Annotated in this window: 34 protein-coding genes and 1 riboswitch; of the genes, 13 read left to right on the top strand and 21 right to left on the bottom strand. The window is 72.5% G+C overall.

The window, feature by feature from the left end; genetic code table 11:
- Positions 1–6 precede the first annotated feature (6 nt).
- From kdpA to FB455_RS28565, 3 genes are all read right to left on the bottom strand, one after another.
- Positions 7–1,662, bottom strand: a complete 1,656-nt coding sequence (gene kdpA, locus FB455_RS28580; RefSeq protein WP_145755377.1) for a potassium-transporting ATPase subunit KdpA — start codon at positions 1,660–1,662, stop codon at positions 7–9.
- On the bottom strand, positions 1,662–1,751 hold the full coding sequence (kdpF, locus tag FB455_RS28575) for a K(+)-transporting ATPase subunit F (protein WP_036311210.1): 90 nt from the start codon (positions 1,749–1,751) through the stop codon (positions 1,662–1,664). Before kdpF ends, kdpA begins: the two co-directional genes overlap by 1 nt.
- Before the next feature lie 464 nt (positions 1,752–2,215).
- A complete protein-coding gene (locus FB455_RS28565; RefSeq protein WP_013283799.1) occupies positions 2,216–2,920 on the bottom strand; it encodes a GAF and ANTAR domain-containing protein in 705 nt (234 codons plus the stop codon).
- 197 nt (positions 2,921–3,117) lie between these two features.
- Between FB455_RS28565 and FB455_RS28560 the strand changes: the two genes are divergently transcribed.
- A complete protein-coding gene (locus FB455_RS28560) occupies positions 3,118–3,567 on the top strand; it encodes an STAS domain-containing protein (protein ID WP_145755376.1) in 450 nt (149 codons plus the stop codon).
- 179 nt (positions 3,568–3,746) lie between these two features.
- Positions 3,747–4,457 (top strand): GAF and ANTAR domain-containing protein, encoded by a 711-nt coding sequence (locus tag FB455_RS28555; RefSeq protein WP_013283797.1) that lies wholly within the window; start codon positions 3,747–3,749, stop codon positions 4,455–4,457.
- 8 nt (positions 4,458–4,465) lie between these two features.
- On the opposite strand, the gene FB455_RS28550 is transcribed toward FB455_RS28555, so the two are convergent.
- Complete coding sequence (locus FB455_RS28550) at positions 4,466–4,684, bottom strand: hypothetical protein (RefSeq protein WP_013283796.1); 219 nt, start codon at positions 4,682–4,684, stop codon at positions 4,466–4,468.
- 84 nt (positions 4,685–4,768) lie between these two features.
- Here FB455_RS28550 and FB455_RS28545 point away from each other — a divergent pair, with 84 nt between their 5' ends.
- Entirely contained in the window at positions 4,769–5,524 is a 756-nt protein-coding gene (locus FB455_RS28545; protein WP_145755375.1) for an SAM-dependent methyltransferase, read from the top strand.
- A gap of 38 nt (positions 5,525–5,562) precedes the next feature.
- Positions 5,563–5,988 carry an ATP-binding protein gene (locus FB455_RS28540; protein WP_013283794.1) on the top strand — a complete coding sequence of 142 codons (426 nt, stop codon included), beginning with the start codon at positions 5,563–5,565 and terminating at the stop codon, positions 5,986–5,988.
- 20 nt (positions 5,989–6,008) lie between these two features.
- Here FB455_RS28540 and FB455_RS28535 read toward each other — a convergent pair whose 3' ends face one another.
- On the bottom strand, positions 6,009–6,842 hold the full coding sequence (locus FB455_RS28535) for a DUF3152 domain-containing protein (RefSeq protein WP_145755374.1): 834 nt from the start codon (positions 6,840–6,842) through the stop codon (positions 6,009–6,011).
- Between the two features lie 139 nt (positions 6,843–6,981).
- On the opposite strand from FB455_RS28535, the gene FB455_RS28530 reads away from it, so the two are divergent.
- The 3 genes from FB455_RS28530 to FB455_RS28520 all read left to right on the top strand — a co-directional run bounded on the left by FB455_RS28530 (position 6,982) and on the right by FB455_RS28520 (position 9,892).
- Complete coding sequence (locus FB455_RS28530) at positions 6,982–8,172, top strand: DUF2786 domain-containing protein (RefSeq protein ID WP_071096985.1); 1,191 nt, start codon at positions 6,982–6,984, stop codon at positions 8,170–8,172.
- A 101-nt stretch (positions 8,173–8,273) separates the two neighbouring features.
- Positions 8,274–8,636: a YciI family protein gene (locus FB455_RS28525; protein WP_232236732.1), complete on the top strand. Its 363-nt coding sequence runs from the start codon at positions 8,274–8,276 to the stop codon at positions 8,634–8,636.
- Complete coding sequence (locus FB455_RS28520; RefSeq protein ID WP_145755373.1) at positions 8,633–9,892, top strand: sigma-70 family RNA polymerase sigma factor; 1,260 nt, start codon at positions 8,633–8,635, stop codon at positions 9,890–9,892. Before FB455_RS28525 ends, FB455_RS28520 begins: the two co-directional genes overlap by 4 nt.
- Before the next feature lie 10 nt (positions 9,893–9,902).
- On the opposite strand, the gene FB455_RS28515 is transcribed toward FB455_RS28520, so the two are convergent.
- The 9 genes from FB455_RS28515 to FB455_RS28475 all read right to left on the bottom strand — a co-directional run bounded on the left by FB455_RS28515 (position 9,903) and on the right by FB455_RS28475 (position 16,027).
- Positions 9,903–10,346, bottom strand: coding sequence for a hypothetical protein (locus tag FB455_RS28515; protein ID WP_013283789.1), 444 nt, complete (start codon positions 10,344–10,346; stop codon positions 9,903–9,905).
- A gap of 15 nt (positions 10,347–10,361) precedes the next feature.
- Entirely contained in the window at positions 10,362–10,841 is a 480-nt protein-coding gene (locus tag FB455_RS28510) for an EndoU domain-containing protein (RefSeq protein WP_013283788.1), read from the bottom strand.
- Between the two features lie 36 nt (positions 10,842–10,877).
- A complete protein-coding gene (locus tag FB455_RS28505) occupies positions 10,878–11,372 on the bottom strand; it encodes a WXG100-like domain-containing protein (RefSeq protein ID WP_145755372.1) in 495 nt (164 codons plus the stop codon).
- Positions 11,373–11,374: 2 nt separating this feature from the next.
- Positions 11,375–11,698, bottom strand: coding sequence for a hypothetical protein (locus FB455_RS28500; RefSeq protein WP_013473788.1), 324 nt, complete (start codon positions 11,696–11,698; stop codon positions 11,375–11,377).
- Positions 11,698–12,114, bottom strand: a complete 417-nt coding sequence (locus FB455_RS28495; protein WP_145755371.1) for a YbaB/EbfC family nucleoid-associated protein — start codon at positions 12,112–12,114, stop codon at positions 11,698–11,700. The genes FB455_RS28500 and FB455_RS28495 overlap by 1 nt, the downstream gene beginning before the upstream one ends.
- A gap of 175 nt (positions 12,115–12,289) precedes the next feature.
- On the bottom strand, positions 12,290–12,463 hold the full coding sequence (locus FB455_RS28490; protein ID WP_013283784.1) for a CsbD family protein: 174 nt from the start codon (positions 12,461–12,463) through the stop codon (positions 12,290–12,292).
- A 67-nt stretch (positions 12,464–12,530) separates the two neighbouring features.
- On the bottom strand, positions 12,531–14,786 hold the full coding sequence (locus FB455_RS28485) for a heavy metal translocating P-type ATPase (protein ID WP_013283783.1): 2,256 nt from the start codon (positions 14,784–14,786) through the stop codon (positions 12,531–12,533).
- Between the two features lie 17 nt (positions 14,787–14,803).
- The gene (locus FB455_RS28480) at positions 14,804–15,784 is read right to left on the bottom strand and encodes a hypothetical protein (protein ID WP_013283782.1); all 981 of its coding nucleotides are present in this window, start codon (positions 15,782–15,784) and stop codon (positions 14,804–14,806) included.
- Positions 15,785–15,820: 36 nt separating this feature from the next.
- Complete coding sequence (locus tag FB455_RS28475; RefSeq protein WP_013283781.1) at positions 15,821–16,027, bottom strand: heavy-metal-associated domain-containing protein; 207 nt, start codon at positions 16,025–16,027, stop codon at positions 15,821–15,823.
- A gap of 80 nt (positions 16,028–16,107) precedes the next feature.
- On the opposite strand from FB455_RS28475, the gene FB455_RS28470 reads away from it, so the two are divergent.
- From FB455_RS28470 to FB455_RS28455, 4 genes are all read left to right on the top strand, one after another.
- Positions 16,108–16,407, top strand: coding sequence for a metal-sensitive transcriptional regulator (locus tag FB455_RS28470; protein ID WP_013283780.1), 300 nt, complete (start codon positions 16,108–16,110; stop codon positions 16,405–16,407).
- Between the two features lie 126 nt (positions 16,408–16,533).
- A complete protein-coding gene (locus FB455_RS28465) occupies positions 16,534–16,743 on the top strand; it encodes an SHOCT domain-containing protein (protein ID WP_013283779.1) in 210 nt (69 codons plus the stop codon).
- A 162-nt stretch (positions 16,744–16,905) separates the two neighbouring features.
- Complete coding sequence (locus tag FB455_RS28460; RefSeq protein WP_013283778.1) at positions 16,906–18,180, top strand: YibE/F family protein; 1,275 nt, start codon at positions 16,906–16,908, stop codon at positions 18,178–18,180.
- A 154-nt stretch (positions 18,181–18,334) separates the two neighbouring features.
- Positions 18,335–18,465: riboswitch (cyclic di-AMP (ydaO/yuaA leader) on the top strand.
- 4 nt (positions 18,466–18,469) lie between these two features.
- Entirely contained in the window at positions 18,470–19,498 is a 1,029-nt protein-coding gene (locus tag FB455_RS28455) for a coiled-coil domain-containing protein (RefSeq protein ID WP_013283777.1), read from the top strand.
- 59 nt (positions 19,499–19,557) lie between these two features.
- Here FB455_RS28455 and FB455_RS28450 read toward each other — a convergent pair whose 3' ends face one another.
- Positions 19,558–20,211: a carbonic anhydrase gene (locus FB455_RS28450; protein WP_013283776.1), complete on the bottom strand. Its 654-nt coding sequence runs from the start codon at positions 20,209–20,211 to the stop codon at positions 19,558–19,560.
- A 167-nt stretch (positions 20,212–20,378) separates the two neighbouring features.
- Here FB455_RS28450 and FB455_RS28445 point away from each other — a divergent pair, with 167 nt between their 5' ends.
- Together FB455_RS28445 and mycP are read left to right on the top strand one after the other, a co-directional pair.
- Positions 20,379–20,720, top strand: a complete 342-nt coding sequence (locus FB455_RS28445; protein WP_013283775.1) for a helix-turn-helix transcriptional regulator — start codon at positions 20,379–20,381, stop codon at positions 20,718–20,720.
- Between the two features lie 56 nt (positions 20,721–20,776).
- Entirely contained in the window at positions 20,777–22,015 is a 1,239-nt protein-coding gene (mycP, locus tag FB455_RS28440) for a type VII secretion-associated serine protease mycosin (protein ID WP_235437571.1), read from the top strand.
- A gap of 61 nt (positions 22,016–22,076) precedes the next feature.
- Here mycP and FB455_RS28435 read toward each other — a convergent pair whose 3' ends face one another.
- The 6 genes from FB455_RS28435 to FB455_RS28410 form a co-directional block, all read right to left on the bottom strand.
- The gene (locus FB455_RS28435) at positions 22,077–22,358 is read right to left on the bottom strand and encodes a WXG100 family type VII secretion target (protein ID WP_013283773.1); all 282 of its coding nucleotides are present in this window, start codon (positions 22,356–22,358) and stop codon (positions 22,077–22,079) included.
- Positions 22,359–22,386: 28 nt separating this feature from the next.
- Positions 22,387–22,695, bottom strand: a complete 309-nt coding sequence (locus tag FB455_RS28430; protein WP_013283772.1) for a WXG100 family type VII secretion target — start codon at positions 22,693–22,695, stop codon at positions 22,387–22,389.
- 214 nt (positions 22,696–22,909) lie between these two features.
- Positions 22,910–23,179, bottom strand: coding sequence for a hypothetical protein (locus FB455_RS28425; RefSeq protein ID WP_013283771.1), 270 nt, complete (start codon positions 23,177–23,179; stop codon positions 22,910–22,912).
- Between the two features lie 12 nt (positions 23,180–23,191).
- Entirely contained in the window at positions 23,192–23,920 is a 729-nt protein-coding gene (locus FB455_RS28420) for a hypothetical protein (protein ID WP_013283770.1), read from the bottom strand.
- A 31-nt stretch (positions 23,921–23,951) separates the two neighbouring features.
- Positions 23,952–24,245 carry a hypothetical protein gene (locus tag FB455_RS28415; RefSeq protein ID WP_013283769.1) on the bottom strand — a complete coding sequence of 98 codons (294 nt, stop codon included), beginning with the start codon at positions 24,243–24,245 and terminating at the stop codon, positions 23,952–23,954.
- Between the two features lie 18 nt (positions 24,246–24,263).
- Positions 24,264–24,674: a YbaB/EbfC family nucleoid-associated protein gene (locus FB455_RS28410; protein WP_013283768.1), complete on the bottom strand. Its 411-nt coding sequence runs from the start codon at positions 24,672–24,674 to the stop codon at positions 24,264–24,266.
- Positions 24,675–24,713: the final 39 nt, after the last annotated feature.

Here is a 24,713-nt window from a genome sequence, read left to right as displayed (position 1 = left end):
TGGTTGTCACAGCCCTTCGGCCAGCGGGCCGAGCGCGAGTGCGGGAAGGAAGGTGAGCGCGACGAGGACCACCGTGACGCCGACGACCATGCCGACGAACAGCGGCCGGTGGGTCGGCAGGGTGCCCTCGGAGGCGGGTGTGGGTTGCTGGCGGGCCAGCGAGCCGGCCAGCGCGAGCACGAAGATGATCGGCAGGAACCGGCCGAGCAGCATGCAGAGCCCGAGCGCGGTGTTCCACCACTGTGTGTTCACGGTGATGCCGGCGAACGCGGAGCCGTTGTTGTTGCTGGCCGAGGTGAACGCGTAGAGCACTTCGGACAGTCCGTGCGGCCCGACGTTCAGCGCCGTCGAGGCGTTGCCGGTGGCGAACGCGGCGGCGGTGCCGGTGAGCACCAGCGCCGGGGTGATCAGGAAGTACATCGAGGCGAACTTGATCTCGCGCGAGCCGATCTTCTTGCCCAGGTACTCCGGGGTGCGCCCGACCATCAGCCCGGCAACGAACACCGTGATCACCGCGAGGATCAGCAGCCCGTACAGACCGGCGCCGACCCCACCGGGGGCGACCTCGCCGAGCATCATGTTGCCGAGCGTCATCATCCCGCCCAGCGCCGTGTACGAGTCGTGGAACGAGTTGACGGCGCCGGTCGAGGTGAGCGTGGTGGCCGCCGCGAACGTGGCCGAGTTCGACACGTCGAAGCGCACCTCCTTGCCCTCCAGCGCCGCACCGACCGCCTGCGGCACCGTGCCGTCGCCGGTCAGCTCGAAGACGTTGGTGAGGGTGATGCCGGCGAGCGCCAGGATCGCCATGACGGCGACGATCGCGTAGCCCTGCCGCTTCTGCCCCACCATCCGGCCGAAGACCCGGGGCAGGCTGAACGGGATCACCAGGATCAGGAAGATCTCCAGCCAGTTCGTCCACGCGGTCGGGTTCTCGAACGGGTGGGCGCTGTTGACGTTGTAGAAGCCGCCGCCGTTGGTGCCCAGCTCCTTGATGACCTCCTGGCTCGCCACCGGCCCGCCGGTGACGGTCTGGGTGCCGCCGGTCAGCGTGGTCACCTCGGTGCCGCCGGACAGGTTCTGCACCACGCCGCCGAGCATCAGGGCGAGCGCGCCGAGCACCGCGATCGGCAGCAGGATCCGCAGCGTGACCCGGGTCAGGTCGACCCAGAAGTTGCCCAGCTCGCCGGTGCGGCTGCGGGCGAAGCCCCGGACCAGCGCCACCGCCACGGCGATGCCGACGGCGGCCGAGACGAAGTTCTGCACCGCCAGGCCGGCCATCTGCACCAGGTGGCCCATCGTCGACTCACCCGAGTACCACTGCCAGTTCGTGTTGGTCACGAACGACACAGCGGTGTTCCAAGCACCGTGCGGCACCACCGGGTCGAGTCCGAGCGAGAGCCACAGGTGGTTCTGCAGGCGCTGGAACGCGTACAGGAACAGCAGGGAGACGGCCGAGAAGGCCAGCACCGAGCGGGCGTACACGCCCCAGGTCTGCTCGGCGGCCGGATTGACCCCGACCAGGCGGTAGATCCCCCGCTCGACCCGGGACGACCGGGTTCCGGCGACCACGCGGTGCATGTAGTCGCCGAACGGCCGGTGCACGGCGACCAGCGCCACCACCAGCGACAGGACGAAGAGCACTCCCGCTGTCGTCATGCTCATCAGAAGCGCTCCGGGAACAGCAGGGCGGCGACCAGGAACACGCCCAAGCCGATCGCCAGCACCAGGCCGACGGCGTTGACGGCGTTCACAGCTTCTCCACGCCCCTCACCACGAGGGCGAGAGCCGCGAACAGCCCCACCGTCAGCAACACGAACAGCACGTCAGACACGGCTGATCTCTCCTAGCGGAAGATGTCCTCGCGACCGCCTCCCGGCCGCGCCGGGCAATCACAGCGCCGTATCCGCCGGACGGACAGGGGTCTTGACGCGACCATCACGCGCGGCCGCGGTTTCTTGACGCGCTTTTCACGCCGCCTCCGCGGCCGGTGATCCGGGTCACCGGACGGGCCTCGACGCCGATCGACCGGAGGTGCCGGTAGCCGGCGCCGAGCACCGCGGCGAACCCGATCGGCACGGCCCGGGATCAGGCGTCACCCGGGCCGGTCAGCTCGCCGTAGCGGTGCGCGAGGAACCCGGCGAAGACCGCCGCACCCAGCGCGGCCACCGCCGCGACCGCGCGCAGGTCGGCCACCGCGAGCGGCGAGGCGCGGACCTCAGCGGGCGGCGGCGCGGGAGACGAGCGCCTCGGCCACCTCGCGCAGCTTGCGGTTGGAGTCCTGGGAGAGCTTGGCGAGCAGCGTGAACGCCTCCTCGGCCGAGCAGCGCCGCTGGCCCATGATGATGCCCTTGGCCTGCTCGATCACCGCCCGGCTGCGCATCGCCTCCTGCATCTGCCGGGCCAGCGTCGCGGTGCTCTCGTAGAGGTGCGCGTTGGCGAGCGCCACCGCCGCGTACGCCGCGAACTCCTCCGCCAGCTCGATCGACGACTTGTCGAACGCGCGCGGCGCGCCGCCGTGGATGTTCAGTGCCCCGGTGACCGCCTCCTGGATCGGCAACCCGATCGACAGTGAGCTCTGGACTCCCGCCGCGCGGGCCCGTGCGGCCCAGCCCGGCCAGCGCGGCTCGTCGGCCAGATCGGGCAGGCAGATGCTCACCGCGCTCATCGAGGCGTCCAGGCAGGGGCCGTCGTCGTGCGCGTACTGCCACTCGTCGAGGCTGCGGGCCAGGTCGCTGGTGTAGGCGATGGCCCGGTTCGCGCCCGCCTGCACCAGGGAGACGGACACGTGCGCGCTGCCCGGGACCGCCCGGTTCGCCAGTTCGGCGACACGTGCCAGGACGTCGTCGAGCGCCACCTCGTCGAGCCGGATCCGGCTCAGCTCCGCGAGGGCGTCGGCGGGTTCCATGCTGGCGGATTCCATCCTCGTGTCCTGTCCTGGCGGGGTCATCGGCGTCTGTCGTTCCGCTGACGGTACCCGGCACGGGCGGGTCCGAACGCCTCCCACGCTGCGATGTCCACCCGGTCGACGTATCGTCGGGTACGGGTCAAGACATGTGCCCTCCCTGCTCGCGGCGTGCCTCGCCGCAGGCTTCCTCAATCGGTGAGGTCGGAGGTGACATGTCGGACGAACGGCCGGTCTTCGGCTGTCATGACGTCCCCACGGCGTCCGGGGCGTTCCGCCGGGACGAGCCGATCATGTGGCTGAGCTGCGACGCAGGCGTGGACATGACATGGATCTCGGTGGCCGGCGAGGTGGACCTCAGCAACGCGCACCTGCTCACCGAACTCGTGGAGTCCGCTGTCGCCGCGCCCGCCCCGCTCGTGGTGATCGACCTGTCGGAGGTCAGCTTCTTCGGCGCGTACGGGACGAACGCGCTGGTGCTGGCGCAGCGGATGCTCACCCGGCACGGGCGGCGGCTGGTCCTGCACCGGCCCTCCCCGGTGGTCCGGCGCGTCCTCGGCGTCACCGGCACGCTCACCGCGTTCGAGGTCGTCGATCGGCCCGCGTTGCCGGCCGCCGGCGACGGGTCGGCACGTCCCGTCGTACCCACCCGCTCCGGGTCGTAGAGTTGTCCCGGTAGTCGACGTCCCGTCGGGGGCGTCACGAACGAGCGTCAAGAAGCGGCGCAGGTCCCGATCCATGCCGGAATCGGGATGCTGGTCCGTCACCACGGGCCGATCCCCGCCACCAGCCGTCCCGGCCTACCGGGCCGACGGCGTCGCTTCGCACAAGGACGTCACAGCTCATGCCGCAGGCCCACCCCGACCTCGCCGCTGCCTTGATCAGACTCGGCCGGATCAAGTACGACGAAGTCGACCTCGACGTGGTGTTGTCGACCATCGCCCAGGTCGCCAAGGACACCCTGCCCGGTACCGCCGAGGTGTCGGTCACCCTGGTCCAGGGCACGGAGGCGCACACCGCCGCGTACACCGGCGAGCTGGCGCTGACGCTCGACGAGTGGCAGTACGCGCAGGGCCGCGGCCCGTGCCTGGACGCCGCCACCACCGGCACCGCCATGCTGGTGCCGGACATGGCGGCGGAGAGCCGCTGGCCGGAGTGGGCGGCCCGGGCGCACGCGGCGGGCGCGGCCAGTTCGCTGTCGATCGGCCTGCCCATCCAGGAGGCGATGGTCGGCGCGCTGAACATCTACGGCGCATCGCCCGGCGTCCTGGACCGCCAGGTCGAGCTGGCGCAGACGCTGGCCGGGTACGCCGCCATCGCGCTCGCCAACGTCCACCTCTACGAGAGCACGGCGACGCTGGCGCAGCAGATGCAGGAGGCGATGCAGAGCCGGGCCGTGATCGAGCAGGCGAAGGGCATCATCATGGGGCAGCGGCGCTGCTCGGCCGACGAGGCGTTCGCCATCCTGGCCCGGGTGTCCCAGGACTCCAACCGCAAGCTGCGTGAGGTCGCCGAGTCACTCGTCGATCGCGCGGTGCACGGGCCTCGTGACTGAGCGTGAGGTCAGCGCGGCATCTCGCGCCAGCCGGAACCGCTCGCGCGCCACGCCCCGGCCAGGATCGTCGCCGAGCCGCGGCTCGGGCACTGCTGGATCCGGGACCGGCCGCTCGCCCCGCCGATCTGCGCCTGGACCTGCCACTGGCTTCCGTCGGTACGGATGTAGACGTCGCGCCGTCCGCGAGGGTTGCTGACGCCGTTCCACCAGTGTTCCTCGACCACCATGCGGTGACCGTACCTCAGGAGACCCGGACCGGCCCAGACCGGAATTCCGTTGCTCCGCGTGACCGGGCGGCGCACCCTCCACGAATGACCTCACCGGACCTGCCGCGCCAGTTCACCATTCGCGAAGGCGAGCTGCCCATCCTCAACCCGTTCGACGACGTCAAGCTGGCCACGCTGGGCCGGGCGATCCGGCTGCGGCCCGGCGACGAGCTGCTCGACCTGTGCAGCGGAAAGGGCGAATTGCTCTGCACCTGGGCCCGTGACCACGGGATCACCGGCACCGGGGTCGACATCAGCACCGCCTTCACCGCCGCCGCCCGGCAGCGCGCCGCCGAACTCGGCGTGGCCGGCCGGGTACGTTTCGTGCACGGCGACGCCGCGGCGTACACCCCGGAGCGGCCGGTCGACGTGGCCGCCTGCGTCGGCGCGACCTGGATCGGCGGCGGGGTGCCCGGGACGCTGGAACTGCTCGACCGGGCGCTGCGGCCGGGCGGCATGGCGATCGTCGGCGAGCCCTACTGGCGGCGTGACCCGCCCGACGACGAGGCCGTCACCGGCTCGCACGCCCGGTCCCGCGACGAGTTCAAGGATCTGCCCGGCCTGGTCGAGTCGTTCGGAGAGTGCGGCTGGGACCTGGTCGAGATGGTCCTCGCCGACCAGGACAGCTGGGACCGGTACGCCGCCTCGCACTGGCTGAACCTGCGCCGCTGGCTGGACGCCAATCCGGACGACGAACTGGCCCCGGAGCTGCGGCGGGAGCTGACCGAGGACCCGGTGCGGTACGTCCGTTTCCAGCGCGAGTATCTGGGGTGGGGCGTGTTCGCACTGCTGCGGCGCTGACCTGCTTAGCGAACGGCTACGCAGGGTAAAGACAGATCATGGGACAGTTGCGCACCTCGCCGCCGCCGCCGCAGGCCTCAGAGCTGGAGCGGTGGGTGCTGGACAGTCCCGAGGATCTGCGCGGCCTGCGCGCCTCCCTACGCGACGCGCTGAACCGGCACGGCCTGGTGCAGGGTGCGGACCTCGACGAGGTGCCGCACCTGGTCGTGCTGGTCGCCACCGAGCTGGCCAGCAACGCGCTGCGGCACGGTCGCCCGCCCACCATCATCACGCTGCTCGCCACCGACGACCGGTTCCTGCTCGACGTGGCCGACCACGACGTCAGTTCGGTGCCGGAGCTGACCGACATCCACCCGATGGACTCGGGCGGGCGAGGACTGTTCCTGGCCCAGTCGGTCTCGCTCGACGTCGGCTGGTACGGCACCGAGAAGACCAAGAACATCTGGGCCTCGTTCTCCCGGTGACGACCCGGCCGACCGGCCGCTCAGCGGTCCCCGGCCGGGATCGGGTCGTCGTACTGGCCGGACGGCCCGGCCAGCGGTTCGCCGCCCACGATCGGCCACGGGTTCGGGGTGCAGCCGTGCAGGCCGAGCGTCTGCTGCACCATGACCGGCGCCGGGCCGCCGGCCCGGGGGCAGCGCTCGTGCCCGCGGCCCAGCCGGTGGCCGACCTCGTGGTTGAGCAGGTACTGCCGGTAGCGGGAGAGATCGGTCACGTGCGGCACCCCGTACACCCAGCGGGCCACGTTGATCACCACCTGGTCGCCGTTGCGGCAGGACGTGTAGCGGTCACTCGGGTCGCCGCAGAGCCGCCCCCGGGTGACAGGCGTGGTGAGCAGCACTGTGAAGTCGGCCGGGTCGTCGCGGCCCACCCGTTGCAGCCGCCACCGGCCGTCGCCGGTCCAGCCGCGCCGGTCGGCGAGGGTGGCGGCGACGTCCCGGGCGAACCGCTCCACGTCCACGTTGCGGATGCCGTCCTCCACCGCGACCCGATAGCGCAGCAGCTCACCGGAGCGGCCGGCGACCGCGCCGACCGTGTCGGCGGTGCGGAAGGTGCCGTCGCCCCGGGCCGGATAGCCGATGCCGGGGGCCACCCGGCCGGCCGCCGGGACCGGCGTCGGCGCGGCGCGGGCGCCCGCTGGGGGCGCGCTCGGTGCCGCCGCCGGCACGGTCCGCCGCACCTCGATGCGGTCCAGCAGGTCCGGGTGCCGCGCGGCGTACCCGCCGGCGGCGAGCGCGGCCCCGACCAGGACCACCGCCAGGAACCGCCCTGATCGCGATCTCCGCCGCCGGTGCAGCCCCCGCTCGTGCCCGCCCACGTCGATCTCCGTCCGTCGCGCCGCCCCGCTCCGGGCAGGAGTACGGACGCCGGGCCCGGACGGTTGAACGGGCGGGCCGGGTACCGTCGGTGCCGGGGTGGGCGACCTGCCGCCTGTCGGAGTCCAGGGAGAGCCACCCGTGTCACCAGCCGAGCGACTGCTCGACGCCGCCGTCGCGACCGCGCGCGGCACCGACGTACGCGAAGCCGAGCGAGCCCTCGACGGGCTCGTCGTGGCCGACGGCGCGGCGGTGGACGCGGCGCTGCTCGCCCGGCTCACGCGCGACGTGGGCCGGCTCTGGCCGCGGGGCTGGCAGCCCGCCGACCTGGACCGGCTCGCCACCCGGCGGCTCACGCCGCGCGGCGCCCGGCTGCTGCGCGACGTCATGGCCGCGCAGCGGCGCACCCTGCCCGCGCCGGTACCGGCCTGGTTCGACGACCAGCTCACCGACACGGGCGCCCGCTGGGACGACGACGCGGGCTGGCTGGACCGGCGCGCCGACGGGGACCGGATCACCGCGCTGCGGGACGCGGTCGACGCGGCCGTCCTGGTGGCGGGGCTTCCGCCGGTCGCGGCGCTCCGGCCGCCGCCCGGCTCGGCGGGCACCGCACTCGCCGCCGTGACACCGAGCGGTTCCCGGATGCTCGACCGGGTACGCGCACTGCTGGCGAAGGCCGAGTCGACCGGCTACCCGGCCGAGGCGGAGGCGTTCACCGCGAAGGCGCAGGAGCTGATGGCCCGGCACAGCATCGACGCGGCGCTGCTCGACGCCGGGGCCGAGCGGTCCGGCGGCCCGGGCGGCGTGCGGATCGGCGTCGACGCCCCGTACGCGGCCGCGAAGGCACTGCTGATCCAGGAGGTGGCGGCGGCGAACCGGTGCGAGTCGGTCTGGTCCGACGACCTGGGCTTCGCCACAGTGCTCGGTTTCCCGGCCGACCTGGCGGCGGTCGAACTGCTGCACACCTCGCTGCTCGTGCAGGCCACCGCCGCGATGCTGCGCGGCCGGGGCGAGCGCGGCAGGGCCGGCGGGCGGCGCACCAAGGGCTACGACGAGTCGTTCCTCAACGCGTTCGCGCTGCGCATCGGCGACCGGCTGCGGGAGGCGAGCGCGGCGGCGGCCGAGGAACTCGACGACGACCGGCTGCTGCCGGTGCTCGCGGCCCGCTCGGATGCCGTCCGGGAACGCGTCGACCAGCTCTTTCCGGGCACCACCCGGCACCGCCTCCAGGTGCGTGACGAGCAGGGCTGGGTCTCCGGCACCAGCGCCGCCGACCGGGCCTCGCTCGACCCGGGCCGCCCGGCACGCCGTCCGCTGCGCGGGGGCCGCTGACCTTTCCCGGGGGATGATGTCGGATCGGGCGGACCGGCTCCGACCCGTCTGCGAGGCGCCACCGCCGGTGGCCCGCACCCGAGGAGTGCACCGTGAAGTACATGCTGCTGATCTGGAACCGGCCCGGCTTCGTGGAGGAGCTGTCCGAGGCGGAACGCACAGCCGTCTTCGGTGAGGTCGACGAGATCATGAAGGAGCTGACCGAGTCCGGCGAGCTGGTCGGCGGCGAGGCGCTCGCTCACCCCTCGCAGACCCGTACGGCCCGTCCGGCCGCCAGTGGCGGCGTCGAGGTCACCGACGGGCCGTTCATGGAGAGCAAGGAGCAGTTCGCCGGCTACCTGACTGTCGACTGCGAGACCCCGGAGCGGGCCGCCGAGATCGCCGCGCGCTGGCCTGACGTACGGCACGGTTTCGGCGTACTGGAGGTGCGCGCGGTGATGGAACAGGCCGGGACGGAGATGTGACAGCAACTGTGGTCGAGGACCTGCTGCGTACGCTCGCGCCGCAGGTCCTCGGCGTGCTCGTCCGCCGCCACGGCCAGTTCTACACCTGCGAGGACGCCGTGCAGGAGGCGCTGCTCGCCGCCGCCGTGCAGTGGCCGGAACAGGGCTTGCCGGACCGTCCCCGCTCCTGGCTGGTCACAGTCGCCACCCGGCGGCTCACCGACGAGTGGCGCAGCGAGCACGCCCGCCGGGAACGCGAGGTGGCGGTGGCGGTCCGGCAGCCCGCGTACGCGACTGTCGCCCCGCCCGCCGACGAAGATCCGCCCAGCGGGGACGACACGCTGCGGCTGCTGCTCCTCTGCTGCCATCCGGCGTTGCCCGTCAGCGGGCAGGTGGCGCTCACGCTGCGTGCCGTGGGCGGGTTGAGCACCGCCGAGATCGCCCGCGCGTACCTGGTGCCGGAGGCGACGATGAGCCAGCGGATCCGCAGGGCGAAGCAGCGGATCGAGGCGTCCGGTGCGCGTTTCACGCTGCCGTCCCCGGCGGACCGGGACGAACGGCTCGCTGCCGTGCTGCGGGTGCTCTACCTGGTCTTCAACGAGGGTTACACCGCGTCCAGCGGGGAGGCGCTGCACCGGGCCGAGCTGACCGGAGAGGCGATCCGGCTGACCCGGGAGCTGCGCCGGCTGCTCCCGGACGACGGCGAGGTGGCCGGGTTGCTGGCGCTGATGCTGCTCACCGACGCGCACCGGGCCGCCCGTACCGGGCCGGACGGTGAGCTGGTGCCGCTGGCGGAGCAGGACCGCAGCCGATGGGACCGGGACGCCGTCGCCGAGGGGGTGGCGTTGGTGACCGAGGCGCTCACCTGGTCGGCGCCGGGGCCGTACCAGGTGCAGGCGGCCATCGCCGCGGTCCACGCGGAGGCGCCCGCCGCCGAGGACACCGACTGGCGGCAGATCGTCGCGCTCTACCGGGTGCTCGCGCGGGTCGCGCCGAACCCGATGGTCACGCTCAACCAGGCCGTCGCCGTGGCCATGGTGGACGGTCCGCGTGCCGGGCTGTCGCTGCTGGCCACGCTCGACGCCGACGACCGGACCGCGGGCCACCACCGGCTCGCCGCCGTCCGCGCGCATCTGCTCGACATGGCCGGTGACCGTACGGAGGCCCGGGCCGCGTACCTGGCCGCCGCACGGGCCACCACGAGCCTGCCGGAGCGGCGTTATCTGGAGGTACGCGCCGCGCGCCTGGCCGGCGACAGCGGAGACCGGCCGGGCTGACCGGCGCGGATCAGAACAACCGTCCCCGGTACGGATGCGGCCGGCCCCACCGCTCCTCCCACTGGAGCAGTTCCGCCTGCCATCGCGGCAGGTCGGGCCGGTATTCGCGGATCAGTTCACGGTTCTCCGGGCGGCCGGCCAGGAACCGCCAGTAGGACTCGACCGCCTCGCGGGTCTCGTCCAGCGAGTAGCGGCCCCGCTCGTCCGCGACCCACTCGTTGACGAACTCGACGCCGGTGGGGGCGAAACTGACCTCGTACTTGTCGCTGTCCCACCCCTCGTCGAGCGGACGGCCGTTCGCCACGTCGTCGATCATCTGCAGGGCGTCCAGGCAGGCCGAGTAGGAGACGGAGACGTCGGTGATCAGCCACGCGCCGAGAGCCCGATAGCGCTGATCGGTCACGTTGAACAGCGGGAGCCGGTACTCATCGACGGAGAAACTGATGAACGCCAACGGAAGTCCTCTGGATCATGGGATGACGACCGGCCATCCGTGGGTGAAGCCGCCCGAGCCATTGTAGAAACCCTCGATCACCAGGCCCTTGTGAGTGCCACGCCACATGCTGGTGCCGGGTACCGGCTTCGCATTCTGGAAGGCGCCGGTGATGGCGTTGTCGACCTGGGCCGGCGTCCAGTCGTCGGGGAAGAACGAGCTTTCCCCGCCGTTGCCCTTCTTCGGCTTCCAGGCCCCGTGCGGAGGGTTCAGCGTCGGATCGAAGAACTCCGGTTTGGCGGTGTAGGCCCCGGTCTTGGGATCCTTGACGACACTGCCGGGCTGAAGCCGGCGACCGGGGAAGTCCTCACCGCCGGGCCGGTAGTGGTAGCCCGACCCCTTGGGCATGCCCGGCTTCACGTGGCCGCCCATCACGTGCTCGGTGAAGTGCGGGTTCATCCGGTCGGGCCGGTTACGCGTCTTCGTCCGCTTGAGAAAGCGCAAGGCGGCGCGCATCAACCGGCCGCCTGCTCTACCCCCGCCCATGTCACCTCACCCGTCGACGAGTTTCCAGAGGGCTTCCTGGACGAGGTTGCCGACGATGGTCCGGGCCAGCGCATGGAAGATCGGGATCTCCAGCAGCGAGGCGCCGAAGGTGACAGCCGCGGTGGCGATCGCCTGCGCGATCTGTATGGCCAGGATGACCAGTTGCACGATGACGGCGACCTTGAGGGCGAGCACGATCGCGCCGCAGATGATCAGCCCGGTCCCGGTCAGCACGGCTGCGGTGACGCCGTCGCGCAGGCTGTCGGCCGGGCTGTCCTCCTTGTTCCACCAGGTCTGGAACGCGGTGATGTCCTGGCCGGTGTGCTGGGTCCAGACCGTCGCCGCACCGGTGTTCGCCTCGGTGACCACGCCGGAGAGGGTGCCGGAGAACCCGATCCAGGCGTTGCCCATCTCGAAGAGTTTGGTCTCGTCCGCCTCGGGCCAGGTGTAGCCGAGTACGCCGAGCAGCGACCGCAGCTCGCCGGGTAGCTCCATGCCCATGCTCAGCCTCCCAGCTTCCGCCGCAGGCCGTCGAGGTTGCGGGTGATGGCCGCCTCGGTCTCGGCGTAGCGGACGGCCATCCTGCCGAGGTCGGCGCCGGCGGCGGCGATCTCGTCGAGCGCGCTGTCGAAGCACTCGAACGCGAACGCGGAGACCTCGTCGTGGGCGGCGCCGATCAGTGAGCCGATGTCGTCGGCCCCCCAGGGACGGCCGAAGCCGGCCAGCTCGGCCCGGAAGGCGGTCAACGCCGCACCGAACCGGGTGGCGACGCCGTCCAGCGCCGATCCGGAGGCACCCAGCCGCTCCGGATCGACCTCGACCGGCATCAGCGCCCGTCCTGGCGGGCGAGCCGGTCCTGGGCCTGCATCAGAGCGTCGGTGAACATGCTGAACTGGCGCCCCGCGTCGGCCTGGATGCGGCGCAGTTGCTCACCGAGCGAGCCCAGGTCGACCTCGCCGGGGGCGGTGGCGGCCTGCTCCCGCAGGTCGGCGAGCGCCGCGTTGACCGCAGCTTCGATCTCCTCGGCGAGGGCCTCGCTGGCCATCCGCATCACACGGGGGTCGAGCGTCAGCCCGGTGACCTGTCCGGGTGGGCCGACGGTGACCCGGATCAGGCCGTCTGCGGCCTCACCGACGCCTTCCGGCGGTGCCACCTGCTCGCCCGCATCGGTCTGCCGCTGGAGCGCGGCCATGGTTTCGGACAGCACCCGGCCGAAGCCGGACGGGTCGGCGGGATCGGCCATCGAGGAGCTCCTCCGCATTCGAGGTCGCCTCGCATCCTATGCACCGGAGCCGATCCCGGTGGTCCCGCCGGATCGATGTGGACGGTGGCATCCGCCACTCGGGATCGTCACCGTCCGTACACAGCACTCCGGGCCGGCCCGTGGGCCGACCCGGTGGCGTGTGTGCGTCGCGTACTCAGCTCTTGAAGGCGTCCTTGATCTTCTCGCCGGCCTGCTTGAGCTTGGCGCCCGCCTGGTCGTTGCGGCCCTCGGCCTCGAGGCGCTCGTTGTCGGTCGCCCGGCCGACGCCCTCCTTGACCTTGCCCGCGGTGTCCTGGGAAGCGTTGTCGATCTTGTCGTCCAGACCCATGATGACCTCCACTGATGCGGTTGCCTGACGACAACTGGTTACCCCGTCGGCCGTCGGCTCAATCCCCTCACCCGATCGGGCGGAAGCTCCGCAGCCGCAGGCTGTTGCCCACCACGAACACCGACGAGAACGCCATGGCCGCCCCGGCGAGCATCGGGTTGAGCAGTCCGGCCGCCGCCAGCGGCAGCGCCGCGACGTTGTAGGCGAACGCCCAGAACAGGTTGCCCTTGATGATCGCCAGCGTCCGCCGGGAGAGCCGGATGGCGTCCGCGGCGGCCATCAGGTCGCCCCGGACCAGCGTCAGGTCGGCCGCCTCGATGGCCGCGTCCGTGCCGGTGCCCATGGCCAGCCCGAGATCGGCCCGGGCCAGCGCGGCGGCGTCGTTCACCCCGTCGCCGACCATGGCGACCACGCGGCCCTCCCGCTGGAGCCGCTCGACCACGTCGACCTTGTCGGCGGGCAGCACCTCCGCGATCACCTCGTCGATGCCGACCTCGGCCGCCACCGCCTTCGCCACAGTGGTGTTGTCGCCGGTGAGCAGCACCGGCTTCAGGCCCAGCTCACGCAGCCGCGCGACAGCAGCCCGGCTGGTCGGCTTCACCGCGTCGGCCACCGCGAGCACGCCCCGGGCCCGCCCGTCCCAGCCGGCCAGGATCGCCGTCCGCCCGGCGGCCTCCGCGCCGGTCGCGGCCCGCTCGACCTCCTCGGGTACGTCGAGACCCCGCTCCCGCAGCAGCCGGGCCCGGCCGACCACCACGGTCCGGCCGTCGACGGTGCCGGTCACGCCCAGCCCTTCGGCGTTGGCGAACTCGCCGACCGGAGGCAGCGGTCCGGCCTCGGCCGCGGCTTCGGCGACGGCCCGCGCGATCGGGTGCTCGGAGGCGGCCTCCAGCGCACCGGCCACCCGGAGCAGTTCGTCGGCGTCCTCGCCGTCGGCGGGCAGCACCTCGGCCAGCGCCATCCGGCCGGTGGTGACGGTACCGGTCTTGTCCAGCACCACTGTGTCGACCCGGCGGGTGGACTCCAGCACCTCCGGCCCCTTGATCAGCACGCCGAGCTGCGCGCCCCGCCCGGTGCCGACGAGCAGCGCGGTCGGGGTGGCCAGGCCGAGCGCGCACGGGCAGGCGATGATCAGGACGGCCACCGCGGCGGTGAACGCGGCGGTCGGCCCGGAGCCGGTGCCGAGCCACCAGCCGAGCGTGCCGGCGGCCAGCGCGATCACGATCGGCACGAAGACGCCGGAGATCCGGTCGGCGAGCCGCTGCACCGCCGCCTTGCCGGTCTGTGCCTGCTCCACGAGTCGCGCCATCTGGGCGAGCTGGGTGTCCCCGCCGACCCGGGTGGCGCGGACCACCAGGCGGCCGCCCGCGTTCACCGTGGCGCCGACCACGGCGTCGCCCTGGCCCACCTCGACCGGCACCGACTCGCCGGTGAGCATGCTGGCGTCGACTGCGGACGTGCCCTCCTCGACCACACCGTCCGTGGCGATCTTCTCGCCGGGCCGGACCACGAACCGGTCCCCGACCGCGAGCCGGCCGACCGGGATCCGGGTCTCCTGCCCGTCGCGCAGCACCGCCACGTCCTTGGCGCCGAGTTCGAGCAGGGCGCGCAGCGCCGACCCGGCGGTGCGCTTGGAGCGCGCCTCGAAGTACCGCCCGGCCAGGATGAACACGGTCACCCCGGCGGCGGCCTCCAGGTAGATGTTGCCGGCACCGTCGCCGCGGGTGATGTCGAGGCTGAACGGGTGCTTCATCCCGGGCATGCCGGCGTCGCCGAGGAACAGCGCCCAGAGCGACCAGCCGAACGCGGCCAGCGTGCCGAGCGAGACGAGCGTGTCCATGGTCGCCGCGCCGTGCCGCAGGTTGATCAGCGCGGCGCGGTGGAACGGCAGCCCGCCCCAGACCACCACCGGGGCGGCCAGGGTGAGCGAGGCCCACTGCCAGTAGTCGAACTGCCAGGCCGGAACCATGGCGAGCACGATCACCGGCAAGGTGAGCACGGCGGAGACCCAGAGCCGGGTACGCGCGGTGCGCAGCTCGTCCACCGGCTCCCCGGCCGCTGCCGCCTCCGCCTGCTCGGGCGGCGGCGGCACCACAGCGGTGTAGCCGGTCTTCTCGACGGTGGCGATCAGGTCGGCCGGCGCGATGTCGTCGGCGTACCGGACGGTGGCCTTCTCGGTGGCGTAGTTCACCGTCGCCTCGACGCCGTCCATCCGGTTGAGCTTCTTCTCGATCCGGGCGGCGCAGGACGCGCAGGTCATCCCGCCGATCGCCAGTTCGATCAGGTTCGGCGCGGTGGGCAGCGCCTTTCCCGTGGCAGTCATCGCGGCACCTCCGGCGCTCAACTGTGCCCGTGACCCGGGGTGCCGTGTCCGGCGTCCGGGGTCGGTGCGGTGGTGGGTGCCGGCGCGGTGGGCACCGGCGCGGTCTGGTCGCCGGCCAGGACGGTGAACTCGGCGGTGTGCACCGCGTCGCCGTGCCGGAAGTCCAGGTAGAGACGGTACGCCCCGGCCGAGGGCACCTCGGCGGCGAACGTGATCGCCGGCCCGGCCGGTGTGCGCCCGTCGCCGGGCGTGCCCTCCGGGTGCACGTGCAGGTACGCCAGGTCGCCCTGCCGCAGCGCCACCAGGTGCCCGTACGCGCCGAGGTAGGGCGCGAGGTCGGTGACCGGCCGCCCGTCACGGCTGACGGAGAGCGTGAGCCGGCTGGTGCGGCCCGGCTCCGGCGTGCCGGTCAGGGTGACCGTGTAGCCGTCGACGGTGGTGCTGGTCGCCGGTGCCGGCAGCGGCCGGGCGGTCAGCTCGCCGGGGACCGTGACGTCCAGGCCGAGGGTCAGCGGCTCGCCGCCTTCGGGGGTGAAGTCGGCGAACGCCCGCCAGACGCCGGGGCCGCCGAGCGGTGAGGCGACCCGCCAGGTGCCGTCGCCGGTCATCTCCGGATGGACGTGCCGGAACCCGGAGAGGTCCCGGCGGGCGACGATCAGGTGCATGCGCTTGTCGTGGGCCACCTCGAAGCGGGTGACCGGCGCGCCGTCCGGGCCGGTGATCCGGAAGGCGAACTGCCCGGCCGGGGCGCCGGCGGGCTGGAACGTGTAGCCGCGCTCGGAGACGAGCAGCCCGCCGGGCAGGTGCGCGGAGGCGCCGCCCGCCTGGCTCTCGTCACCGTGGCCGGTGTCGCCGGCCCCGTGGTCGCTGTCGGTGTCGTCGTGTCGGGTCTCGGCGGCCGGGGCGACGGGATCGGTCAGGTTGCCGATCCCGTACGCCGCGCCGAACACCGCCACGAGGCCGAGCGCGAAGCCGCTGAGCTTCGTCGCCGTGTTCATGGTGTCTCCTCGGTTGTCGCGGGTCCGCCGGACCCGTCACACACCGACGAGGTCGTAACCGGCCTCGTCGACCGCCGCGCGGACCGTGTCCACGTCCAGCGGGTTCTGACTGGTGACGGTGACCCGGCCGCCGGCCAGGTCGACCTGGACGTCGGTGACGCCCGGAAGTGCGCTCAGCTCGGTGCTCACCGAGTTGACGCAGTGCCCGCAGGTCATGCCGTTCACCTGGTAGGTGGTCTCCATCTCGCCCTCCGATCTGATACCCCCCAGGGGTACGTCCCGAACGTTAGCATACCCCCGAGGGGTACGCTATCCTCGGTTTCATGACCGCGCCGTCCAGCCCGACCCGGGGCTACACCGCCAGCAAGGACCAACTCCTCGCCCGGCTCCGCCGGATCGAGGGCCAGGTCCGTGGCATCGAGAAGATGGTCGAGGACGACCGTTACTGCATCGACGTGCTGACCCAGATCTCGGCCATCCAGGCGGCGCTGGACAAGGTCGGCCTGGGCCTGCTCGACGGCCACGCCCGGCACTGCATGCACGAGGGCGCCGCCGAGGGCCGGGCCGACGAGATGGCGACCGAGATGATGGCCGCCGTCGGGCGCCTGATGAAGCGCGGCTGAGCGGGGACCTCCGGCCCTCAGGACCAGGGCACATCGACCCGTGCCGACGCGCCCGGGCGGACGTACCGTCGAAGTGGCGGGCAGGCCGGACCGGCGGACCCGCGGCGACGGACGGAGGGCGGCCCGATGATGTGGCAGAGCCCGATGATGGGCTGGATGTGGATCTGGTCCCTGCTGGTGCTCGGGGTGCTGGCGGGGCTCGTCTGGGCGGCCGTGCGGTGGACCGGCCCGCAGTATCTGGGCCCGACGACGGCCCGGCGCATCCTGGACGAGCGGTACGCCCGCGGCGAGATCGACGAGGACGAGTACCGGCGGCGCCGGGCGGGCCTGGCCTGACCCGAGCGGGGCGCGTCACCGGTCGCGCCGCCCGGGAGCGGCCGGCCGGGCTGTCTACCATGGCCGGGCGACGACCCGGACGTGGTCGACACGTCCGCGCCGGCCGGGTGACCAGACCGGTCCGGCGGACCAGGCGTCGCCGCGACCGTTGGGAGAGACGCCATGGGTGCCGACCACACCCGCCCCGCACCCGCCGCGCCGCCGGGCGTACGACGGCTGCTCGTCGCCGTGGTGGTGCCGCTGTTCGCGCTCACAGTGATCGCGGCGCTGGTGCTCTGGCCCGGGCAGGACCGGGAGCCGGTCGGCGGCGCTGACGTCCCCCGCTACCACGGCACCGTGACCCGGGTGGTCACCGAGCCCTGCCCGCCGACCCCGGAGGCCCCGGAGGGCGGGGGTGGCCCCTGCGGCACGGTGACGGTCACCGCCGAGCAGGGCCCGGACGCGGGCCGGCAGGTCGAGACGCCGATCCCGGCCGGGCCGGGCGCACCCCGGGTCGCGGTCGGAGACGAGGTCGTCCTGGTCGAGCTGACCGACCCGGCCGACCCGGCGGTGAAGTCCTACAACATCGCCGAGCACCAGCGCGGCACGCCGCTGATCTGGCTGATGGTGCTGTTCGCCGCCGCGATCGTGGCGTTCGGCCGGTGGCGCGGGCTCGCCGCGCTCGGCGGCCTGGTGGCCAGCTTCGCCATCCTCCTCGGCTTCGTGCTGCCGGGCATCGGCGCCGGCCAGCCGCCGCTGCTGGTCGCGATCGTGGGCGCCGCGTTGATCATGTTCGTGGTGCTCTACCTGACCCACGGGATCACCGCGCAGACGTCGGTCGCGGTGCTCGGCACGCTCGGCAGCCTGGTGGTCACCGGCGTGCTCGGCCTGCTCGCCACGTCCGCCACCCACCTGACCGGCTTCGGCAGCGAGGACGCCACCACGCTGTCCATGTTCCAGGGCGACGTGGACCTGCACGGGCTGCTGCTGGCCGGCATCATCATCGGCTCGCTGGGCGTGCTGGACGACGTCACAGTCACCCAGGCGGCCACCGTCACCGAACTGGCGCACGCCAACCCCGGACTGTCCCGGCGGCAGCTCTACCGGGCGGCGACCCGGGTCGGCCGGGCCCACATCGCATCCACCGTCAACACCATCGTGCTGGCGTACGCGGGCGCCTCGCTGCCGCTGCTGCTCCTCCTGGTTGCCGACTCCCGCCCGGTGAGTGAGATCCTCACCAGCGAGTTCCTCGCCCAGGAGATCGTCCGCAGCGCGGTGGCGACGCTCGGCCTGATCGCCGCCGTACCGCTGACGACCGGACTGGCCGCGATCGTGACCACCGCCGGGCGGCGCTCGCGCGGCGCGGAGCCGGCGCCACCCGCGGCCCGGCCGCCGGCCGGACGCGACGACGCGCTGGAGGCCCTGGGCGGCGGGAAGAGTACGGAGGCCGCATGGTGACACTCCGCAGCGTGACCATCGATTTCAAACGCGACGCTGGTCACGGTGCGCCACGGCGAAATCTCGCTATTGGTCGGCTTCCGGACGTAGATCCTCAGGAGTGCTGTCAGGTAACCTCGCTGCCGGTCACCGCCGAAGGCGCGCACCGGCGCCAGCGGTGCCGCCGCCCAATCGCCTGCGGGCGAACCGGGGAACCAGGTACATGGGGTGAATCCGCGACAGCGGTAGGGGCCACTTCCGTCCCGAACCCGTCAGCTAACCCGGTCGGCGGCCGACGGAAGGGAACACTGTGACGGCACCCCTGCGCCGCTGGCTGACACCCGTGGTGGCCGTGCTGGCCTCGCTGGCCGTGCTGGCCGGGCCGACCCCGGCGACCGCGGCCCCCACCGCGGCGGCCCCCGGCAACCCCTCGGGACACGAGGAGGACGGCGAACCGCCGCTCATCACCGAGGCGATCGACGCCGCCAACCGGGCCTTCCTCCAGGCCAAGGCGAAGCTCGCCAAGTCCCAGGACCGCCAGCGGCGGCTGGCGGCCGAGGTGAAGACGGCACAGGCCGAGCTCGAAGCGCTCAGCCCGCAGGTCAACCAGCTCGCTGCCCAGTCCTACCGGACCGGCCGGATGGGCGCGATGGCCATGCTGCTGGAGAGCAACTCACCCGACTCGTTCGTCCGCCGGGTCAACGCCCTGGACGAGCTGAACCTCCTCAACGCGCAGCGCCTGGCCGCCATCAACGCGGTCAAGACCCGCGCCGAGCAGGCCAAGATCGCGCTCGACGCCGAGGTGCGCGAGCAGGAGAAGCAGAAGAACGCGATGGAGCGCGAGAAGGTGCAGGCCGAGCGCGCGCTGAAGCTCGTCGGCGGTCTCGGCTTCACCGGCGGCCTGGTCTCCGCCACCTCACCGGTCGCCAAGATCGGCCCCGGCCGCACCGCCGACGGCGGGTGGAAGGCGGAGTCGTGCAGCGAGGACGACCCGACCACCTCGGGCTGCGTCACGCCGCGCACGCTGCACGCGTACAAGGAGGTCCGGCGCGCGGGCTTCAAGCGCTTCGTGGGCTGCTACCGGCCCGGCGGGCCGTGGGAGCACCCCAAGGGCAAGGCGTGCGACTGGTCGCTCCAGAACAGCGGCTTCGCGCCCTGGCACAACAACGACACCCGCCGGTACGGCAACGAGGTGGCCGCCTTCCTCATCCGCAACGCCGACCGGCTGGGCATCTACTACGTCATCTGGAACCGGCAGATCTGGTTCCCGGCCACCGGCTGGAGTTCGTACAGCGGACCCTCGAACCACACCGACCACGTCCACATGTCGATGCTCTGACCCGGACACCACGAGAAGGGGCCGCCCTCGGGCGGCCCCTTCTTCGTCGTCCGTGCGTATCAGCCGGCCAGCGCCGGGTCGGCGGGCGCGGCCGGGGCGGGCAGCGGGGCCGGGGCCTGCGCCACGGTCCGCACCTCGCCACCGGCGAGCCGGTACGACATGCCCACCACCGTGCACCGCCCGGCGGCCACCCGCTCGGCCAGCACGGCGGACCGGGCCAGCAGCGTCTCCACGGTCTGCGCGATGTGGACGTCGACGATGCCGTCGAGGTCCTCGACCCCCTGGCGGGCGGCGCGCAACAGGCTCGGCGAGACCGCGTCCACCACAGCGCCCAGGTGCCCGGCCGGGGCGGCGCCGGTCCGGACCCCCTCCCGGGCGGCCTGGACCGCGCCGCAGGAGTCGTGCCCGAGCACCACCACGAGCGGGGTGCCCAGCACGGTGACGGCGTACTCGACGCTGCCGAGCACCTCCGGCCCGGCGGTGTGCCCGGCGGTACGCACCACGAAGAGGTCACCGAGACCGCGGTCGAAGATGATCTCGGCGGCGAGCCGCGAGTCGGAGCAGCCGACGATCACCGCGAACGGGTGCTGGCCGTCGGCCACAGCCGCCCGGTGCCCGGCGTCCTGATTCGGATGCTGCGGGACGCCCGTGACGAACCGGTGATTACCGGCACGCAGTTCGGTCAGTGCCTGCTCCGGGGTGCTCGGCGTCATGTCCCTCACCTCGTCTACCTGGGGAACCACCAGGCCGAACGGCCTCGCGACCCACGGTCACACGCACCTGGGGGCACGTCAAGATTCGTGATACGCATTTCATACTTTCCCGTCGGCGCCCCGCCCCGGACCGCGCCGATTCGGCAGGTGGCGGACGTGGCCATAGCATGACCACCATGGCGACCACACCAGTTGAGGACGGGAGCCGCCGTAACTGGACCTTCCTCACCAACCACGGCCACGTGCTGCTGGCGATCGCGCGCAACCCCACCGCCCGGCTGCGGGACGTGGCCGACGAGGTGGGCGTGACCGAGCGGGCGGCCCAGGCCATCGTCGCCGACCTGGAGGCCGGGGGCTACCTGCGTCGTACGCGGGTGGGACGGCGCAACGAGTACACGATCAACCCGAAGGGCCGCTTCCGGCACCCGGCCGAGGCCGACCAGCAGGTCGGCGCGCTACTGGCCCTGTTCGCCGCCGAGTCGGCCGGGGACGCTGCCGCCGACGGGTGACCCGGGCCGGCACCACGTGTGCCCGCGCGGGCCGGCGAGGCGGGTAATCTCACCGCGTGCGCGACAGCTTGCGGCCGGGCGCGACCACGGGACGCGTCCGGGCCGGACACCGGATCAGGTCCGTCCTCTCCGGAGCGGCGGTGACCGCCCTGCTCGGCGGCGCGCTGGCGGTGCCCGCGCCCGCGCAGGCCGCCCCGAAGTGCGGCCCGGCCGGCGGCCCCGCGCCCACCGAGGTTCCGTGGGCGCTGAGCCGCCTCGACCCGGCCGCCGCGTGGCGGATCGGCAAGGGCGCGGGGGTCACCGTCGCGGTGATCGACTCCGGGGTCTCGCCCGCCCATCCCCTGCTACGCGGGCGGGTGCTGCCGGGTGAGGACTTCAACCAGCTCGTCCGCCTCAAGGGGCAGTGCGACCTGGTCGGCCACGGCACCATGGTCGCGGGCATCATCGCCGGCCGGGAGGGCACCGGCTCGCCCTACACCGGCATCGCGCCGGAGGCGAAGATCCTGCCGCTGCGGGTGCTGGCCGAGAACAAGGAGAACTTCGACCCGGACGTGCCGGCCGAGATCGGCAAGGCGATCCGCTGGGCTGTCGACCACGACGCCGACGTGATCAACCTGTCCCTGGTCACGCTCGACGACCCGGCGCTGAAGTCCGCGGTGCAGTACGCGCTCAGTAAGGACGTGGTAGTCGTCGCCTCCGCCGGCAACCGGCAGGAGAACCGGGAGGACCGGCCGGCCTATCCGGCGGCGTACGACGGTGTCGTCGCCGTCGCCGGCATCGACGAGCAGGGCGGGCACGTCGGCAGCTCGGTCAGCGGGGACTATGTGGACATCGCCGGCCCCGGCCTGAACATCGTCGGGCCCGCTCCGCAGGGATCGGGCTACCGGGCCGAGCCGCAGGGCGGGACGAGCTTCGCCACCGCGTACGTCTCCGGGGTGGCCGCGCTGGTGCGGGCCGCACACCCGGACATCAGCGCCGACGAGGTCGCCTACCGGCTGACCCGTACCGCCGACAACCCGCCCGACGGGCACAACGCCGAGGTCGGCTTCGGGATGGTCAACCCGTACCGGGCGGTCACCAGCCTGCTGGGCACCCGGGAGGACCCGCCGCTGGGCGCGATGCCGCCACCGGCGCCGCCCGCCGACCCGCTGGCCTGGCAGCGCACCGTCGCGATCTGGGTCGCTGTCGTCGGCGCGCTGCTGGCCGGCGTCCTGCTGACGTTGCGCCCCATCCTGGTACGCGGACGGCGGCGCGGGTGGCGTCCCGGCCGCCGCGACGTCCCGCAGGACGCCTGACAACACACGACGGCTCCGCCCGGCACGAGCCGGAGCGGAGCCGCTGTGGACCGGTCGGGGGTCAGTTGCCCCAGACCTTGGAGTTGCTCATCTCCGTGGTCATGTAGTTCTCGCGCGCGATGCCCACGGCACCGCCGATCTCGTTCAGGACCTTGTTGATGTCCCGCACGGCGGCGTCCCACTGGGCCTGGTGCTGCTGGTAGGCGGCCCGGTCCTGGCCCTCCCACTCGAGCTTGGTCAGCATCGCCCGCAGCGTGTCGAGCTTCTCGTCGATGGTCCGCGAGATGGCCTGCATCTGCTGGTTGCTGCTCTCCAGAACAGCGTAATCAACCTTGATGCTCATCGATTCCTCCTCTGCCTGTCTTCGCGGATCACGGGTTGAGAGCAGCGTGGAACTTGTCCAGCATCTGCTGCTGCTCTTCGTCGTTGACCTGGTGCGTGGTGCCGGACTTGTCGAGCAGGTCCGCGATGTTGTCCATCGCGGTCAGCAGCTTCGTAGTGTCCTCGTTCCAGCGAGTCATCAGGCTCTGGAAGCCCGTGGACGCCTGGCCCTTCCAGGCCATCGCCAGGTCGTCGACCACGTTCCACAGCTTCTTGAGCTCGCCGTCGACGTCGCTGCGCGTGGACCGCACGTCACTCGCGGCGGTGTGCAGAGTCGCTGCACTGACCTCGAACGCCATGCTTCACACCCTTCCGTCATCTTGTGGCGGCGGTTCCGCCGCGCCCTCCCCCGCGGCAAGGCGTACACACCCCACCGACGGACACTTCATCCGAACCGTAGCGGACGATGTCCAACCCGCGCAGCCCTGCCGTCCCATGGTCGTATTCCGACATCCCACTGTCGACAGACGCGATCCGCGGCCCTCAGTACGAGGTGGACGGTCGAGGCCGAGGTCACGACCGCTCGCGCGAGGATTTGACGATCGTCGACACGCCGAAGACCAGCACCGCGACCAGCAGCACCACCACGGCCCACAGCATCGGCTTCTCGAAAGCGCGCTGGAACGACAGCACCAGCAGTGCCGCGCAGGTGCTCAGCGACACCACCTCGGCGGCCCGCCGCAGCCGCGCCGAGCGGGTCAGCGCGGCGAACAGCATCAGGACCACGAAGACCGGAATGGTCAGCAGGACGTACAGCAACAACGAGAAGAGCAGGGTTTCCATGCGTCGCTCCCGTCACCCGTAGAACTTGGCGTCCCGCACCCAGTCGATCTTGATGTCCTTGATGTCCGGGTCCGAGCCGGTCGGCGCCCAGCCGGGGCGGGAGTCCGCGGTGAAGGTGAACCGGTTGTCGGTGTGGAAGGCGGCCAGCAGCGCGTGCAGCAGCGCGCTGATCTCACCGAAGACCAGGACCAGGACGGCGGCGGTGGCGGTCAGACCGACGATGCCGATGGCCTGCGCCAGCGCGGTGGTGGCGGGGAAGAACTGGAGCGCGATCGAGGCGATCACCGCGACCAGGATCGGCATGAGCGCCTGGGCCAGGCCGGAGATCGCGTCGTTGTACGCGTCCCGGGCCGCGGTGAGCGTGTCCCGGTTGGCGGCGAACGCCTCGGCCAACGAGTTGATCTCCGCCCCGAGCTTGCGGAGGAACAGGTCGAACGCGTCCCGGTCGTCGAAGTCCCACTCCGCCGCGTCCGGCGGAACCGCCGCCATGGCCGCGCCGAACTGGTCCGCGCCGAGCAGGCGGGCCGCCTCGTCCCACTTCTTGATCGACTCGTTGACCTGCTGGTTGTCGAACGACTCCAGGTAGAGGATCGCGCCGATCAACGCCGCCGAGGCGACGATCCAGACCAGGTTGCCCTTGGCGACGGCCGCCGCCGACCGGACCGGAGCCGTGGTCTCGGCGACCGTCACGGTGCCGGTCACCGTCCCCGAGGCGTTGGCGATGAGGATCTCCGGCGGCATCAGGCGTCCTTCCCGTGGCGGGCCCGGCCGGTCACTTGACCACCCAGGGCTGATCCGACCTCTCCCAGTTCTTCGCGCTCTGTTCGAGCTGCGCGGCGGCCTTGCGCAGATGCTCCACGCCGGTGCGGACGTTGTCCAGGTGCCCGTCCACAGCCGCGTTGTGCCGCTCGACCGCGCCGGTGCCGAACCAGCTCAGCGCGCCGCTGGGCAGCTTCACCTCGCCCAGCAACGTCTCGACGTTGCGGAGGTATTGGATCGGGCCGTCCGGGGCGTCGAGCATCCGGCCCGCCTTCCGGATCGCGTCGACGTCGACCGTGTTCGGCATCGTCGGCCTTCCTCTCGCTCAGCGCCGCAGGTTGCGGGTCGGGTCGGACACGTCCACCCCGAACTGACGGAACCAGTCCTCCGGGGTCAGCGTGCCGTCCTGCGCACGGCGGACCATCTCGGAGTCGCCGAGCATCTCGCTCAGCATCTCGCGCTGCCGCTCCTCGAAGGCCGCGTAGGCCGCGTCGATCGCCGCCTGCATCGCCTCGGACAGGGAGAAGCTGTCCAGCCGCATCGCCCGCGCGTTCAGCTCGATGTCGCCGACCTTCATGCCGCCGTCGACAGTCACCCGCACCAGCCCGTCCGGGCTCTCCCCGGTCACCCGCAGCTCGGCGCGCTGCCGCTGGAGATCGGCCAGCCGGCGCTGCTGTTCCTGCGCCTGCCGCAGCAGGCCCTCCATGGCCGCACCGAAACCCGACGGGCTGCTCACGTGCGCGCCCCTCTCCACTCGCGACGATCGATCGGGCCG

The sequence above is a fragment of the Micromonospora sp. CNZ296 genome, from assembly GCF_007827635.1.
This window is presented reverse-complemented; position numbering and strand designations above follow the sequence as displayed.

Excerpts from the sequence above, each read along its gene's own strand:
- FB455_RS28490 (WP_013283784.1), bottom strand. The coding sequence starts at position 12,463 with ATGGGTCTGGACGACAAGATCGACAACGCTTCCCAGGACACCGCGGGC.
- FB455_RS28510 (WP_013283788.1), bottom strand. The coding sequence starts at position 10,841 with ATGCGCGCCGCCTTGCGCTTTCTCAAGCGGACGAAGACGCGTAACCGG.
- FB455_RS28460 (WP_013283778.1), top strand. The coding sequence starts at position 16,906 with ATGGGTGCCGACCACACCCGCCCCGCACCCGCCGCGCCGCCGGGCGTA.
- FB455_RS28420 (WP_013283770.1), bottom strand. The coding sequence starts at position 23,920 with ATGCCGCCGGAGATCCTCATCGCCAACGCCTCGGGGACGGTGACCGGC.
- FB455_RS28450 (WP_013283776.1), bottom strand. The coding sequence starts at position 20,211 with ATGACGCCGAGCACCCCGGAGCAGGCACTGACCGAACTGCGTGCCGGT.
- FB455_RS28475 (WP_013283781.1), bottom strand. The coding sequence starts at position 16,027 with ATGGAGACCACCTACCAGGTGAACGGCATGACCTGCGGGCACTGCGTC.
- FB455_RS28435 (WP_013283773.1), bottom strand. The coding sequence starts at position 22,358 with ATGAGCATCAAGGTTGATTACGCTGTTCTGGAGAGCAGCAACCAGCAG.
- FB455_RS28565 (WP_013283799.1), bottom strand. The coding sequence starts at position 2,920 with ATGGAATCCGCCAGCATGGAACCCGCCGACGCCCTCGCGGAGCTGAGC.
- FB455_RS28560 (WP_145755376.1), top strand. The coding sequence starts at position 3,118 with ATGTCGGACGAACGGCCGGTCTTCGGCTGTCATGACGTCCCCACGGCG.
- FB455_RS28470 (WP_013283780.1), top strand. The coding sequence starts at position 16,108 with ATGACCGCGCCGTCCAGCCCGACCCGGGGCTACACCGCCAGCAAGGAC.
- FB455_RS28485 (WP_013283783.1), bottom strand. The coding sequence starts at position 14,786 with ATGACTGCCACGGGAAAGGCGCTGCCCACCGCGCCGAACCTGATCGAA.
- FB455_RS28500 (WP_013473788.1), bottom strand. The coding sequence starts at position 11,698 with ATGCCGGTCGAGGTCGATCCGGAGCGGCTGGGTGCCTCCGGATCGGCG.
- FB455_RS28415 (WP_013283769.1), bottom strand. The coding sequence starts at position 24,245 with ATGCCGAACACGGTCGACGTCGACGCGATCCGGAAGGCGGGCCGGATG.
- FB455_RS28545 (WP_145755375.1), top strand. The coding sequence starts at position 4,769 with ATGACCTCACCGGACCTGCCGCGCCAGTTCACCATTCGCGAAGGCGAG.
- FB455_RS28465 (WP_013283779.1), top strand. The coding sequence starts at position 16,534 with ATGATGTGGCAGAGCCCGATGATGGGCTGGATGTGGATCTGGTCCCTG.
- FB455_RS28540 (WP_013283794.1), top strand. The coding sequence starts at position 5,563 with ATGGGACAGTTGCGCACCTCGCCGCCGCCGCCGCAGGCCTCAGAGCTG.
- FB455_RS28445 (WP_013283775.1), top strand. The coding sequence starts at position 20,379 with ATGACCACCATGGCGACCACACCAGTTGAGGACGGGAGCCGCCGTAAC.
- FB455_RS28495 (WP_145755371.1), bottom strand. The coding sequence starts at position 12,114 with ATGGCCGATCCCGCCGACCCGTCCGGCTTCGGCCGGGTGCTGTCCGAA.
- FB455_RS28505 (WP_145755372.1), bottom strand. The coding sequence starts at position 11,372 with ATGGGCATGGAGCTACCCGGCGAGCTGCGGTCGCTGCTCGGCGTACTC.
- FB455_RS28550 (WP_013283796.1), bottom strand. The coding sequence starts at position 4,684 with ATGGTGGTCGAGGAACACTGGTGGAACGGCGTCAGCAACCCTCGCGGA.
- kdpA (WP_145755377.1), bottom strand. The coding sequence starts at position 1,662 with ATGAGCATGACGACAGCGGGAGTGCTCTTCGTCCTGTCGCTGGTGGTG.
- FB455_RS28555 (WP_013283797.1), top strand. The coding sequence starts at position 3,747 with ATGCCGCAGGCCCACCCCGACCTCGCCGCTGCCTTGATCAGACTCGGC.
- FB455_RS28430 (WP_013283772.1), bottom strand. The coding sequence starts at position 22,695 with ATGGCGTTCGAGGTCAGTGCAGCGACTCTGCACACCGCCGCGAGTGAC.
- FB455_RS28525 (WP_232236732.1), top strand. The coding sequence starts at position 8,274 with ATGCTGCTGATCTGGAACCGGCCCGGCTTCGTGGAGGAGCTGTCCGAG.
- FB455_RS28425 (WP_013283771.1), bottom strand. The coding sequence starts at position 23,179 with ATGGAAACCCTGCTCTTCTCGTTGTTGCTGTACGTCCTGCTGACCATT.
- FB455_RS28480 (WP_013283782.1), bottom strand. The coding sequence starts at position 15,784 with ATGAACACGGCGACGAAGCTCAGCGGCTTCGCGCTCGGCCTCGTGGCG.